Below are 14,233 nucleotides of genomic sequence, written 5' to 3'. Positions count from 1 at the left end.
ATCAGCGGCTAATCATAGCCTGTTGCGAACCATTTAGGAATGGCGTTGTCATTTCATCCGGCTTCAGCGCGTCATGTAACGGGATCTGCGCCGGTGACCAGCGCGTAACGGCCTGGCTCAGCAGCGACGCCAGCGGGCTATCCTGCCAGCCTTCCGCTACCGGCTGCCCGAGAAAACGCAGCGCCTGCACCAGCAGCGGACGCGGATCGCCTGCGGGCAGGGCAGGGGCGTGATTCTGCTTGGAGAGTTTATTGCCGTCCGCGGTGATTGCCAGCGGCAGATGCAGGTATGCCGGCGGCGACCAGCCTAACTGCTGGTAGAGTGCAATCTGGCGCACCGTGGGGGCGATTAAATCAGCGCCGCGCACAATTTCAGTAACGCCCTGATCATGATCGTCGACCACCACCGCCAGGTTATAGGCGAACAGCCCGTCCCGGCGATGGATAATAAAATCCTCTTCTGCCAGCTGACGATCCGCCAGCAGTTCCCCGCGCAGCCGGTCGGTAAAATGCCAGACCGGCGCATGCTGGCGCAGGCGCAGTGCCGCGTTATCCGGCGGCAGCTGGCGGTCGCGACAGTGACCATCATAATACCCCCCCAGCTGCTGAATACGCCGACGGCTGCAGGTGCAGAAATAACTCTGGCGGTGTGTCCTTAGCCAGGCCAGCGCCGCCCGATACGCCTCATGCCGCTGTGACTGCCACATGACATCGCCATCCCACTCCAGCCCGTAATGTTCCAGCTGCTGCAGAATGCGCGTGGCTGCACCCGGGACTTCACGCGGCGGATCGATATCTTCAATACGGACCAGCCAGCGGCCCTGCTGCGCGCGCGCGCTGAGGTAACTGCCCAGAGCAGCAATCAGGGAACCAAAATGAAGATCGCCGGAGGGCGAAGGGGCGAAGCGACCGGTACAGGAGGACATAGCAGAGGGGGTCATCAGAAGATACACCGCACGGCGGGGAAGCGTTGCTTTTCCCTGCTGTGCGGTGAGAACAGGCGGATGGACATCAGCCAGCCATCTGCTTCTCGCGGATCTCAGCCAGCGTTTTGCAGTCAATGCAAAGATCGGCAGTCGGACGCGCTTCCAGACGGCGAATGCCGATTTCAACACCGCAGGATTCGCAGTAGCCGAAGTCGTCATCTTCCACTTTTTTCAGCGTCTTTTCGATCTTTTTAATCAGCTTACGCTCGCGATCGCGGTTACGCAGTTCCAGGCTGAACTCCTCTTCCTGCGCGGCACGGTCAACCGGATCGGGGAAATTAGCAGCTTCGTCCTGCATGTGTGACACAGTACGGTCTACTTCATCCCTGAGTTGGTTGCGCCAGGCTTCCAGGATCTTGCGGAAGTGACCTAGCTGGGCGTCGTTCATGTACTCTTCGCCCGGTTTCTCCTGATACGGCTCCACACCTGCGATGGCGAGGATACTCAGGGACGATGTTTTACGGTTTTGCCCTTCTTGCATGTTGTTTCTCCTGGATAACACGCACTACCCGTTGCGATTCAGACTGCCCGGCAGGATTGCCGTACGGCTGGCCTGTCTGCTCTGGGTTTATCGATTCCCATCAGGGAAAAAAACAGGCCGCTATAAATAGCAGAAGCAATCAAGGTTGGCAATTATTCCTGAACACACCTTGACAAGCCTGTGAGTAAAAGCGTATTTAGCGCGCCTCCGGCTCCATCCTGACACAGTTTATCGCCACTATTATGACAGCTCAGCGCAGGCTGCCAGCGGCAGCGGTCGTGAGAGCCGCATCTGTTCAGGAGAAAGCGTGGCCTGATACGCGAACACTTCTACGCCACGGCGCTGTGCCTGTACCAGTAGTTCTGCGTAGTGCGCGTCGATATGGCGCGCCGGGGAAACGTCCTCAATCCCCGTGTGCAGAACAGCAAACAACAAAACGGCCCGATGACCTTCTGCTGCGATTGCACTGAGTTCGCGCAGATGCTTCTGTCCACGGGCCGTCACCGCATCCGGAAAATAGCCTTTACCATTCTGTAAAAGGGTGACGGATTTGACTTCAATATAGCAGTTTGATCTGCCCTCTGCCTGAAGAAGGAAGTCAATTCGGCTTTTTTCCGTGCCATATTTCACTTCGCTGCGGCAGTGGGTGTAACCGGATAATTCCGGAATACGTTGCTGCTGCAGCGCCTCCTGCACCAGCTGATTAGCACGTAGCGTATTGACGCAGATCCAGTGGCCCATCTGCGTCTCTGTCAGCTCCCAGCTATGCGGGTATTTGCGCGTCGTGCTGGCTGATGTGGAGTACCACACCGTGTCGCCCGGCGTGGCGCAGCCGGTCATGGCACCGGTGTTAGCGCAGTGGATGGTCAGCAGGGTGCCGTCAGGCGTCACGATGTCAGCCAGAAAGCGCTTGTAGCGTGCTACCAGGCGAGCCGGCCTGAGCGGCGGGGTAAACTGCATTGCGGATCCTCAGACTGAAGTCAGCGGCCAGCGCGCCAGGGTTTTATAGCGCGTACGGCCGCGGGAAAAGAGCGATGAACAGAGGGCGAATCGGGTCGCCTCTGTCTGCCAGTGAAAGCCGCGCGGCGGCAGCGCAATACGCTGCGTGGCGTGACGCAGCAGGGTGACATGCGGATGAAAAGGCTGTGCGCTCTGCACGCAGCCGTGTCGTGCGGCCTGAGCGCGCAGCAGTGCCGCCAGCTGCAGCAGGCCACGCGGCGCGCGCTGACAGCCAAGCCATACCACGCCAGGGCGCGGCCAGTGTCCGGCATCATCCAGGTCAAGCGTAAAAGCGGGCTGGCTGATACGTGCGGCGAGCTGTTGCAGCCGGTTCTGCGTCTCGCCACTCACTTCACCTAAAAACGCCAGCGTCAGGTGCAGGTTGGCTGCTTCAACCGGCGTACCGGCATCAGCGGCAAAATTATCCGCCCGCCACTGCACCAGCTGCTGCTGAAGCGGAGCAGGCAGTTCAAGAGCAAAAAAGAGGCGTTGCGTGGTCATAAGCGTGCTCCGGTAATCTGCGCCGGGTGGTGTACAATGCGCGCCATATTAGCACAGGCAGAGCAGGAGAAGAGCGTGAGTGAATTACCGGTCAGCGAGGTATTGCCTGCACTGCTGACAGCCCTGGAGAGTTCGCCGCAGGTGCTGCTGGCAGCCCCCACCGGCGCAGGGAAATCGACCTGGCTGCCGCTGCAGCTGCTGCAACAGGCATCGCTTTCGGGGCGCATTATTATGCTGGAGCCGCGTCGTCTGGCAGCGCGTAATGTGGCACAGCGGCTGGCGGAGCAGCTCGGCGAGCAGCCGGGTGAAACCGTGGGCTTCCGGCTGCGCGGTGAGAGCTGCATCGGCGCGCATACCCGGCTTGAGGTGGTCACTGAGGGGATCCTGACGCGTATGCTGCAGCGCGATCCCATGCTGGAGGGCGTAGCGCTGGTGATCCTCGATGAGTTTCACGAGCGCAGTCTGCAGGCCGATCTGGCGCTGGCGCTGTTGCTGGATGTGCAGCAGGGACTGCGCGATGACCTGAAGCTGCTGCTGATGTCTGCCACGCTGGATAATCAGCGTCTGCAGGCACTGCTGCCCGCTGCGCCTGCCATTGTTTCGGCCGGGCGCAGTTATCCGGTAGCGCGCCGCTATGCCAGCCTTAATCCGCAGACGCGTTTTGACGAAGCCGTGGCGCGCGAGGTTGCACAGCTGCTGCGCGAGGAGCATGGCTCGCTGCTGCTGTTTCTGCCGGGCGTGGCAGAAATTGAGCGTGTCAGGCGGGAGCTGAGCGCTCGGGTAGGGGACGACATCGATCTGGCGCCGCTCTACGGCGCGCTGCCGCTGGAGGCGCAGCGGCGCGCCATTCTGCCTGCCGCGACAGGCCGCCGTAAGGTGGTGCTCGCCACGAATATCGCGGAGACCAGCCTGACCATTGAGGGTATCCGTCTGGTGGTCGATAGCGCGCTGGAGCGCGTCGCGCAGTTTGATGCCCGCAGCGGCGTCACCCGGCTGCAAACGCAGCGTATCAGTCAGGCGTCGATGACACAGCGCGCCGGCCGCGCCGGACGGCTTGAGCCGGGTATCTGCCTGCATCTGCTGCCGCAGGAGCAGGCGCTGCGCGCGCCGGCGCAGAGCGATGCAGAAATGCTCTGCAGCGATCTGGCCGGCCTGCGGCTGGAGCTGCTGCAGTGGGGCTGTAGCGCGGTCACGCAGCTGCAGTGGCTTGACCTGCCGCCGGCACGCAACCTGCAGGCAGCCGATGCGCTGCTGTACCAGCTGGGTGCGCTTGACGGCGCCGGACGGCTTAACGCCACCGGCCGGAAAATGGCCCGGCTCGGCAGCGATCCGCGTCTTGCAGCCATCCTCTGTGCCGCAGGTGAAGAGAGCGATGCCATTGCCAGCGCGGCGCTGCTGGTGGCTATTCTCGAAGATCCGCCGCGCGGCGGCAGTGCCGATTTGCGCGACGCGCTGAACCACCCCCAGCCGCAGTGGCAGCGACGGGCGCGGCAGTGGCAGCAGCGTTTGCATGCCACTGACGGACGGGTTGATGCCGACCGCATACCGGCGCTGCTGGCGGCAGGTTTTGCCGATCGCATTGCGCAGCGGCGCGGCGAGAGCGCCCGCTATCAGCTGGCAAACGGTCTGGGCGCCATGCTGGATGAGGATCATGGCCTCAGTCGTTATCCTGCGCTGATTGCGCCCGCACTGCTGCAGGGAGCCGGTGCGGCGGAGGCACGGATGCTGCTGGCGCTGCCGGTGGATCTGGCGGCGTTGCGTGTCGCGCTGCCGCAGCTCGTTACCCGCCGGGTTGACGTGGAGTGGGATGAGGAGAGGGGCACGCTGCGCGCCTGGAAGCGCGAACTGCTGGGCGCGCTGGTGCTCAGCGCGCAGCCGCAGGCGCGACCAGAGCCGGACATTCTGCATCTCGCCATGCTGCGCTGGATACGCGAAAAGGGCCTGTCTGTACTGGGCTGGACACCGGAAGCGGAGCAGCTGCGCCTGCGCCTGCAGTGCGCGAAACAGTGGCTGCCGGAAGAGCAGTGGCCACCGCTGGACGATATGGCATTGCTTGATACACTGGAAAGCTGGTTACTGCCTGAGATGACGGGCGTGCGCGATTTGAAAGGGCTGCAGGGCATCAGCCTCAGCCGGGCATTATTACATTTGCTGACATGGTCGCAACGTCAGCGGCTGGATAGTGCGTTGCCAACTCACTACACTGTGCCGACCGGAAGCCGCCTGCCGATCCGCTATCATGCAGAGAACCCGCCCGCGCTGGCCGTTCGCCTGCAGGAGATGTTTGGCGAGGCGCAGAATCCGGCTATCGCCGACGGCCGCGTACCGCTGGTGCTGGAGCTACTGTCACCGGCGCATCGTCCGCTGCAGATCACCCGCGATCTGGCGGCGTTCTGGCGCGGGGCGTATCCCGAGGTGCAGAAAGAGATGAAAGGGCGCTATCCCAAACACCCATGGCCGGACGATCCGGCCAGCGCCCTGCCAACAAGGCGCACCAAAAAGTTTTCCCCGTAATCCTGTGGATCGAATTCAGAGGGTTCTGCCATGCGCCGCGGGAGAAAGCAGTTAGAGTAACGGCCGCAGCCACCGCTATGCCTGGAGAGAAAAGAGTATGTCTGGGAACGATCGCGAACCTATTGGGCGCAAAGGAAAAGCGCCAAAGCCGCCGCGCACGACCGCGCGGCGCGGGACCCGCAAAGAGCCTGATGGTCACATCGGGCAAACTGATATTGATGATGATTATGAGGAGAGCGCTCCGGTGCCACCGAAAAGTAAAGGAAGAGGGAAAGGTCCGCAGCGCGGCAAACGCCGCTGGTTAGGCTGGCTGATCAAGCTCTTCCTGATCGTTGTTGTCGTGATGGCGGCCTGGGGTGTCTATCTCGACTCCGAGATCCGCAGCCGTATTGATGGCAAAGTCTGGCAGCTGCCTGCCGCCGTCTACGGACGCATGGTCAGCCTTGAGCCTGGCATGGCCTATGACAAGAAAGAGATGATTGCGCTGCTGGAAGGCACGCAGTATCGCGAAGTGTCGCGCATTACGCGTCCGGGCGAGTTCAGCGTCAAAGGTAACACCATCGATCTGCTGCGCCGGCCGTTTGATTTTCCGGACAGTAAAGAGGGACAGATTAACGCGCGTCTGACCTTCAGTAATGATGAGCTGTCCGGCATTAAAAATCTCGATACCGGACGCGACTTCGGCTTCTTCCGTCTCGATCCGCGCCTGATCACCATGCTGCAGTCGCCTAACGGCGAACAGCGTCTGTTTGTGCCGCGTGCCGGCTTCCCGGATCTGCTGGTTGATACGCTGATCGCGACTGAAGATCGTCACTTCTATGAGCATGACGGGATCAGCCCTTACTCAATTGGCCGTGCGTTTCTCGCCAACATCACCGCCGGAAAAGCGGTGCAGGGCGGCAGTACGCTGACGCAGCAGCTGGTAAAAAACCTGTTCCTGACCAATGAGCGTTCACTATGGCGTAAAGCGCGCGAAGCCTATATGGCGGTGATCATGGATGCGCGTTACAGCAAAGATCGCATCCTTGAGCTTTATCTCAATGAGGTCTATCTCGGCCAGGCCGGTAACGATCAGATCCGCGGCTTCCCGCTGGCCAGCCTCTACTATTTCGGGCGTCCGGTTGATGAGCTCAGCCTCGATCAGCAGGCGATGCTGGTAGGGATGGTAAAAGGTGCCTCGCTCTACAACCCGTGGCGTAATCCAAAGCTGGCACTGGAGCGACGTAATCTGGTGCTGCGTCTGTTACAGCAGCAGCAGGTGATCGATCAGGAGCTGTATGACATGCTCTCGGCGCGTCCGCTGGGCGTCCAGCCGAAAGGTGGCGTGATCACCCCGCAACCCGCCTTTATGCAGATGGTGCGTAATGAACTGCAGGCGAAGCTGGGCGATAAGGTAAAAGATCTCTCGGGCGTGAAAATTTTCACTACGCTCGATCCGGTTTCACAGGACGCGGCGGAAAAGGCGGTAGAAGAGGGCATTCCGACGCTGAAAAAACAGCGCGGGCTGAAAGATCTGGAAACCGCCATGGTAGTGGTAGACCGTTTCAGCGGTGAAGTACGTGCCATGGTGGGCGGTTCCGATCCGCAGTTTGCCGGCTATAACCGTGCGCTGCAGGCGCGCCGCTCTATTGGCTCGCTGGCCAAACCGGCTACCTATCTTACCGCACTGAGTCAGCCTAACAGCTACCGGCTGAATAGCTGGATCGCGGATGAACCGATTGCGCTGAAGCAGCCTAACGGCAGCGTCTGGAAGCCGATGAACGACGATCGTCGTTTCAGCGGCAAAGTGATGCTGGTGGATGCGCTGACTAACTCCATGAACGTACCAACCGTTAATCTCGGTATGACGCTGGGACTGGATGCGGTAGTGGATACCTGGAATAAACTGGGGGTATCGAAAGATCAGCTGCACCCGGTGCCGGCGATGCTGCTGGGGGCGCTGAACCTGACGCCGGTGGAAGTGGCGCAGGCGTTCCAGTCAATCGCCAGCGGCGGCAACCGCGCTGATCTGTCAGCGGTGCGTTCGGTGATTGCCGAAGATGGCTCGGTGCTGTTCCAGAGCTTCCCGCAGGCACAGCGCGTGGAGCCTGCTCAGGCGGCCTATCTGACGCTTTATACCATGCAGCAGGTGGCGGAACGCGGTACCGCGCATGCGCTGGGCGCGCGCTATCCTAAAGCACATCTGGCGGGCAAAACCGGCACCACCAACGATCTGATCGACAGCTGGTTTGCCGGTGTTGATGGCAAAGAAGTGGCGATTACCTGGGTCGGACGTGATAACAACCAGACGTCGAAACTTTATGGCTCCAGCGGCGCAATGCAGATCTACCGTCGCTATCTCGATAATCAGGCACCGATGCCGCTGGTGCTGACGCCGCCGGAAGATATCACGCAGATGAACGTTGATTCGGCAGGTAATTTTGTATGCGGATCCGGCAGCAGCACCTGGCGTTCACTGCCTGTCTGGACGCTGGATCCGGCCGCGCTCTGCCAGCAGCAGATGGAGCAGCAGCAGGTGTTCCAGCAGCAGCAACAGCAGCTTGAGCAGCAACAGCAACAGCAACAGCAGCCTCAGCAGCAGAATGAACAGAAGGATTCTGACGGCGTGGCGGGCTGGATCAAAGATATGTTCGGCAGTAAATAAGTCATCCCTTCATACAGGGCGCTCCGGCGCCCTTTTTTTGTCTCTGATTTTTATCCGCGATCAAAAATTGCTGCAATCGGGCAGCGATCGGGCCGTTAGCGCAGATTACATCTTGCAGATCGCGCGCAGCTTCGCCTAGAATCTTTGCGTCTGATAATCATTATCGTTTTCATTCGCCCGCATTGTTCATCTGTTGAGAGACTCCTTCATGAGTGCGCGAACTACTTTTTTCCGGCCGGTGCTGACGCCTCGTCGCCCGCTGGCTTTATTCATTGCGTTAACACTGGGTACGCTGAGCGCGCAGGCGCTGGCAGAAGAGACTGTTGTTGTCACCGCTGGCGATACCGGCGCGGTGGCGCAGGAGAGCGCCTGGGGCCCGGCCCCGACCATTGCGGCGAAGCAGAGCGCCACCGGCACCAAAACCGATACGCCGATTGAGAAAAACCCGCAGTCGGTTTCGGTTGTGACGCAGGAAGAGATGGCGATGCATGCCGTCACCAGCGTTAAAGGGGCATTCAACTATACCCCTGGCGTACTGACCGGTAACCGCGGCAGTTCTGACGTGATTGACGCACTCTCGATTCGCGGCTTCAGCGAAACCAATACCAATCAGTATCTGGATGGCCTGAAACTGCAGGGCGACAACTACTCAGAATTCGCCCTCGATCCCTACTTCCTGGAGCGTGCGGAGCTGCTGCGCGGCCCGGTATCGGTGCTCTATGGAAAAAGTAATCCGGGCGGCGTGGTGGCGCTGGTCAGCAAGCGTCCTACGCAGGAGACGCTGCGTGAAGTGCAGTTTCAGATGGGCAATGACAATCTGTTCTCAACCGGCTTCGATTTTGGCGGTGCGCTCGATGACGCAGGCGTCTACAGCTATCGTCTGACCGGTCTCGCACGCAGCGCGGATGCGCAGCAGGCACGTAATAAAGAGAAGCGCTACACCATTGCGCCTTCGTTCAGCTGGCGTCCGGACGAAAATACGCGTTTTGACCTGCTGACTTACTTCCAGAATGAACCGGAAACCGGCTATTACGGCTGGCTGCCGCGCGAAGGCACGGTGGTGGGCATCACCCGCCCGGACGGCAGCAGTTACAAGCTGCCGACCGATTTTGATGAAGGCGAAGACAGCAACAAGATTTCGCGCAACACCAAAATGGTCGGGTACAGCGTTGAGCATAGCTTCAGCGATACCTGGACGGTACGGCAGAACCTGCGCTATGCCGAACTGCGTACGGATTACCGCAGCATTTATGGCTTTGGTTATAACCCTGATAATCAACGCATTACCCGTAATGCGGCATTCTCGAAAGAGAAACTCAACCAGTTCGCGGTTGATACGCAGGCTCAGGCTAACTTTGCTACCGGTGATTTAGCTCATACCTTACTGCTGGGCGTTGATTTCCAGCGCACCCGTAACGATATTGATGGTCAGTTTGGTGTCGCCAGTGGCCTTAGCCCATTCAATCCGCAATATGGTGATGACAGCTATACGCCTTATACCAATCCTTATCAGCATTTAAATCAGCAGCGCCAGACCGGCCTGTATGCGCAGGATCAAATGGAATGGAACCGCTGGGTGTTAACGCTCGGTGGCCGCTACGATTACGCGATGAACTCCGTTACCGACCGGGTGGAAAATTCCGTAGACCGTCAGAATGATCAGGCATTTACCTGGCGTGGTGGGCTTAACTACGTTTTCGATAACGGTATCGCACCTTACTTCAGCTACAGCGAAGCGTTTATTCCGAATGCCGGTGCGACAGGGGACGGTCAGGCATTCGATCCTTCACGCGCTAAGCAGTATGAGGCAGGCGTAAAATACGTGCCGAAAGATCGTCCGATTGTTATGACGGCCGCTGTGTATCAGCTTACCAAAACCAAAAACCTGACGGCCGATCCCAACAATCCGCAATTTAGCGTGCAGAGCGGCGAAATTCGCTCACGCGGCGTGGAGCTGGAAGCGAAAGCCGCGGTGAACGCCAGCATCAACCTGACGGCGGCTTACTCTTACACCGATGCGGAATACACCGAAGATAACTTGCTGAAAGGCCGCACGCCGGTGCAAGTGCCGAAGCACATGGCATCGCTGTGGGGCGACTACACCTTCCATGACACGGCGCTATCGGGCGTAACTATCGGTGCCGGTGTGCGTTACGTCGGTGAAAGCAAAGGGTTGTATGCCAGCGGTAGCAACGCGAACCAGAACTTCGATGTCGCCGCTTACACCACGGTAGACGCCGCGCTGAAGTATGATCTGGGTCGCTTCGGCCTGCCGGGTTCGACTGTGGGCGTCAACGTCAACAACCTGTTCAATCGTGACTACGTGGCCAGCTGCTACCGCGACTACGCCTGCTACTGGGGCGCTGAGCGCCGTATCGTCGGCACCGCCACCTTCCGTTTCTGAAACTGATATCCGGGCGCGCTGCGCCCGTTAGCCAGGGAGTACCATGCTGCATCCGGACTACGCCGAAACCACTTTTGCGCTGGAGAATGCCAGCTTTCACGTGCCGGGGCGTACGCTGCTGCATCCGTTGTCGCTGACGTTTACGCCGGGGAAAGTCACCGCACTGATTGGCCACAACGGCTCGGGAAAATCGACGCTGCTGAAAATGCTGGGGCGCCATCATGCCGCGACGGCAGGGCAGGTGCTGCTGAACGATGAACCGGTGGCGCACTGGAACAGCAAAGCGTTTGCGCGTCAGGTTGCTTATCTGCCCCAGCAGCTGCCCGCAGCCGAAGGCATGACGGTGCGTGAACTCACCGCAATGGGGCGCTATCCGTGGCACGGTGCGCTGGGACGTTACGGTGCAGAAGATCGCAACCGGGTGGAAGAAGCGATTGCGCTGGTGGGGCTGAAACCCTTTGCCGGCCGCCTGGTGGATAGCCTTTCCGGCGGCGAGCGTCAGCGCGCCTGGCTGGCGATGCTGGTGGCGCAGAACAGCCGCTGTCTGCTGCTGGATGAGCCGACGTCGGCGCTGGACATTGCGCATCAGGTTGAGGTGCTGGCACTGATCCAGCGGCTGAGCCGCGAACGCGGACTCACCGTGATTGCCGTCCTGCACGATATCAACATGGCGGCGCGCTACTGCGACCGGCTGGTAGCGCTGCGTCAGGGCGAGGTTATCGCCGAAGGCGAGCCGGAGGCAATCATGCAGGCTGACGTGCTGGGCACTATCTATGGCATTCCGATGGGCATACTGCCGCACCCGCAGGGCGGCGCACCCGTCAGTTTTGTTTGCTGAGGAGCAGGGATGATCTCACTGACCCGTCGTCGTCTGCTGACGGCGCTGGCGCTCTCACCGTTAATGCAGTGCGCGCCGCTGCGTGCTGCCGTGCCGGATCGTTCACGCATTCTGGCGCTGGAGTGGCTCTCTGCTGAACTGCTGATGGCGCTGGGTGTGGCGCCGCTCGGCGTGGCTGACGTGCATAACTACAACATCTGGGTTGGCGAGCCGCCGCTGCCCGCCAGCACGATTGATATCGGGCTGCGTGGTGAACCTAATCTGGAGCTGATGACGCAGCTGGAGCCCTCGCTGATTCTGTACTATAGCGGCTTTGGTCCGACAGCAGAAACGCTGCAGCACATCGCCCCGACGCTGGGTTTTTCGCTTCACAGCGGTGACGGTAAACCGTTCAGCGCCGCACAACGCTCGCTGCGGCAGCTGGGTGCGCGCATTGGCCGCGAAGCGCAGGCGGAGCAGCATCTGCAGGAGACAGAACAGCAGCTGGCGGCAGCAAGGACGCGCCTGCAGCGATGGGCCGGACGCCCGATCCTGCTGATGTCGCTGCTCGACAGCCGGCACGCCATTGTCTTCGGACAAAACAGCCTGTTTCTTGATGTGATGCAGCGGCTCGGCCTTACCAGCGCCTGGCAGGGAGAAACCAGCTACTGGGGCAGCGCGGTGATTGGCCTGGAGCGGCTGGCAGAGGTGGGCAACGTTGAAGTGCTCTGCTTTGACCACGATAATCAACGCGATATGCAGCAGGTGACCCGCACCGCGCTGTGGCAGGCGCTGCCGTTTGTACGCGCGGGCCGCTTCCGGCGCGTACCGGCCGTATGGTATTACGGCGCCACGCTGGCCGCCCTGCGTTTTGTACGCGTGCTGGAAAGCGCGCTGGAGTCCCGCTAATGCGTATCTCTCTGTTTCCCGCGGCGCTGCTGAGCACGCTGTTTGCTGTCGCACTGCTGCTGACGGGTATCAACCTGCAGCACACGCTGCCGCTGTCGCAGTGGCCGCAGGCGCTTTTCACGCCCGATACCGATGCAATTCACCAGATGGTATTTCACTACAGTCTGCTGCCGCGTCTGGCACTGGCGCTGCTGCTCGGTGCCGGACTGGGGCTGGCGGGCCTGCTGTTTCAGCAGGTGCTGCGTAATCCGCTGGCAGAGCCTGCCACGCTCGGCATCTCCTCCGGCGCCCAGCTGGGCATTACCGTTGCCACGCTGTGGCAGCTGCCGGGTGGTGAGCTTACGCAGCAGTTTGCCGCGACAGGCGGGGCGCTGCTGGTCGGCGTGCTGGTGTTTGGCGTGGCGTGGGGCAGACGGCTTTCACCGGTGACGCTGATCCTTGCCGGGCTGGTTCTGAGCCTGTACGCCGGCGCGGTTAATCAGGTCTTTGCCATTTTTAATCACGATCAGCTGCAGAATATGTTCCTCTGGAGTACCGGGGCGCTTAATCAGCTGGACGGGCACAACGTGGCGCTGCTCTGGCCCCGGCTGCTGCTGGCGTTTGTGCTGACGCTGGCGCTGCTGCGTCCGCTGACGCTGATGGGACTGGATGACAGCGTGGCAAAAAATCTTGGCCTGTCGCTTTCCGTCGCGCGCGTTGCCGCGCTTGCGCTGGCAATTCTGCTCAGCGCGCAGCTGGTGAACATTGCCGGCATTATCGGTTTTATCGGCCTGTTTGCGCCGCTGCTGGCAAAAATGCTGGGCGCGCGGCGGCTGCTCAGCCGCATTCTGCTGGCTCCGCTGATTGGCGCCCTGCTGCTGTGGCTGGCCGATCAGTCGGTGCAGTGGCTCACGGTGTACTGGCGTGAGATTTCGACCGGGACGGCGACGGCGCTGACCGGCGTGCTGCTGCTGCTGTGGCTGCTGCCGCGACTGCGTGCCGGGTCTCAGCCGCCGGAAATGAACAGCGGCGATCGGGTGCCGGCCGAGCGTCAGCGTGTCCTGCACTGGGTGCTGACGGGGCTGGCCGTGCTGCTGCTGCTGACGATTGCGGGGATCAGTTTTGGTCGTAACGCCACAGGCTGGGCATGGGTCAGCGGTGACATGCTGCAGCAGCTGCTGCCGTGGCGCGCGCCGCGCGTGCTGGCGGCGCTGGCGGTGGGGTTAATGCTGGGCGTGGCGGGCACGCTGATCCAGCGTCTGACCGGCAACCCGATGGCCAGCCCGGAAGTGCTGGGTATCAGCTCCGGGGCGGCATGCGGCGTCGTGCTGATGCTGTTTTTTGTGCCAGGCGATGCGCTGGCGTGGCTGCTGCCGGCAGGGATAGCCGGAGGCGCATTAACGCTCGGCGTGATTATGCTGGTTGCCAGCCGGGGGGGCTTTTCACCGCAGCGTATGCTGCTCGCAGGGATGGCGCTGAACAGCGCGTTTGCGACGCTGCTGATGCTGCTGATGGCGAGTGGCGATCCGCGCATGGCGGGGCTGCTGAGCTGGGTCTCGGGCTCCACCTATAACATTACGCTGCCGCAGGCGCTGCAGAGTGCGGCTATCGCTCTGGTGCTGGTTGCGCTGGCGCCCCTGGCAAGCCGCTGGCTGACGCTGCTGCCGCTCGGCAGCGCAACCGCCCGTTCAGCGGGGATGTCGCTGACTGCCTCAAGGCTGCTGCTGCTGCTGCTGGCGGCCGCACTGACCGCTGCCGCAACGCTGACGGTGGGACCGCTGAGCTTTATCGGGCTGATGGCGCCGCATATTGTGCGGATGCTCGGCTTCCGGCGCGCGCTGCCGCAGATGATGATGGCTGGCGTGATCGGCGCCGGGCTGATGCTGGTCGCTGACTGGTGCGGCAGAATGCTGGCGTTTCCGGATCAGATCCCGGCAGGGCTGATGGCGACCTTCTTTGGCGCCCCCTATTTTATCTGGCTGCTGCGCCGGGCGTGATAT

At 61.0% G+C, this 14,233-nt stretch carries 10 protein-coding genes; 6 read left to right on the top strand and 4 right to left on the bottom strand.

All coding sequences use genetic code 11. The features are described 5' to 3' along the window. Window position 1: 1 nt before the first annotated feature. From gluQRS to thpR, 4 genes are all read right to left on the bottom strand, one after another. Complete coding sequence (gluQRS, locus tag BBA90_RS16615) at window positions 2–940, bottom strand: tRNA glutamyl-Q(34) synthetase GluQRS (protein WP_065650508.1); 939 nt, start codon at window positions 938–940, stop codon at window positions 2–4. A 70-nt stretch (window positions 941–1,010) separates the two neighbouring features. Continuing rightward, a complete protein-coding gene (dksA, locus tag BBA90_RS16610) occupies window positions 1,011–1,466 on the bottom strand; it encodes an RNA polymerase-binding protein DksA (RefSeq protein WP_039382663.1) in 456 nt (151 codons plus the stop codon). Window positions 1,467–1,706: 240 nt separating this feature from the next. Next, a complete protein-coding gene (gene sfsA, locus BBA90_RS16605) occupies window positions 1,707–2,426 on the bottom strand; it encodes a DNA/RNA nuclease SfsA (RefSeq protein WP_065650107.1) in 720 nt (239 codons plus the stop codon). A gap of 9 nt (window positions 2,427–2,435) precedes the next feature. Beyond that, window positions 2,436–2,966, bottom strand: a complete 531-nt coding sequence (gene thpR, locus BBA90_RS16600; protein ID WP_065650106.1) for an RNA 2',3'-cyclic phosphodiesterase — start codon at window positions 2,964–2,966, stop codon at window positions 2,436–2,438. 36 nt (window positions 2,967–3,002) lie between these two features. On the opposite strand from thpR, the gene hrpB reads away from it, so the two are divergent. From hrpB to fhuB, 6 genes are all read left to right on the top strand, one after another. After that, window positions 3,003–5,480: an ATP-dependent helicase HrpB gene (hrpB, locus tag BBA90_RS16595; RefSeq protein ID WP_065650105.1), complete on the top strand. Its 2,478-nt coding sequence runs from the start codon at window positions 3,003–3,005 to the stop codon at window positions 5,478–5,480. A gap of 97 nt (window positions 5,481–5,577) precedes the next feature. Continuing rightward, on the top strand, window positions 5,578–8,124 hold the full coding sequence (gene mrcB, locus BBA90_RS16590; protein WP_065650104.1) for a bifunctional glycosyl transferase/transpeptidase: 2,547 nt from the start codon (window positions 5,578–5,580) through the stop codon (window positions 8,122–8,124). A gap of 208 nt (window positions 8,125–8,332) precedes the next feature. Beyond that, window positions 8,333–10,528, top strand: coding sequence for a ferrichrome porin FhuA (gene fhuA / locus BBA90_RS16585; RefSeq protein ID WP_065650103.1), 2,196 nt, complete (start codon window positions 8,333–8,335; stop codon window positions 10,526–10,528). A gap of 43 nt (window positions 10,529–10,571) precedes the next feature. Then, window positions 10,572–11,366 carry a Fe3+-hydroxamate ABC transporter ATP-binding protein FhuC gene (gene fhuC, locus BBA90_RS16580; RefSeq protein WP_065650102.1) on the top strand — a complete coding sequence of 265 codons (795 nt, stop codon included), beginning with the start codon at window positions 10,572–10,574 and terminating at the stop codon, window positions 11,364–11,366. Between the two features lie 9 nt (window positions 11,367–11,375). Next, window positions 11,376–12,254, top strand: a complete 879-nt coding sequence (gene fhuD, locus BBA90_RS16575) for a Fe(3+)-hydroxamate ABC transporter substrate-binding protein FhuD (protein WP_065650101.1) — start codon at window positions 11,376–11,378, stop codon at window positions 12,252–12,254. Continuing rightward, a complete protein-coding gene (gene fhuB / locus BBA90_RS16570) occupies window positions 12,254–14,230 on the top strand; it encodes a Fe(3+)-hydroxamate ABC transporter permease FhuB (RefSeq protein WP_065650100.1) in 1,977 nt (658 codons plus the stop codon). The genes fhuD and fhuB overlap by 1 nt, the downstream gene beginning before the upstream one ends. Window positions 14,231–14,233 lie beyond the last annotated feature (3 nt).

This window comes from Pantoea eucrina (genome assembly GCF_001691555.1).
GTDB lineage: Bacteria > Pseudomonadota > Gammaproteobacteria > Enterobacterales > Enterobacteriaceae > Pantoea > Pantoea borealis.
The sequence above is the reverse complement of the archived record's forward strand: the minus strand, read 5'-3'. Positions and strand labels throughout refer to the sequence as shown.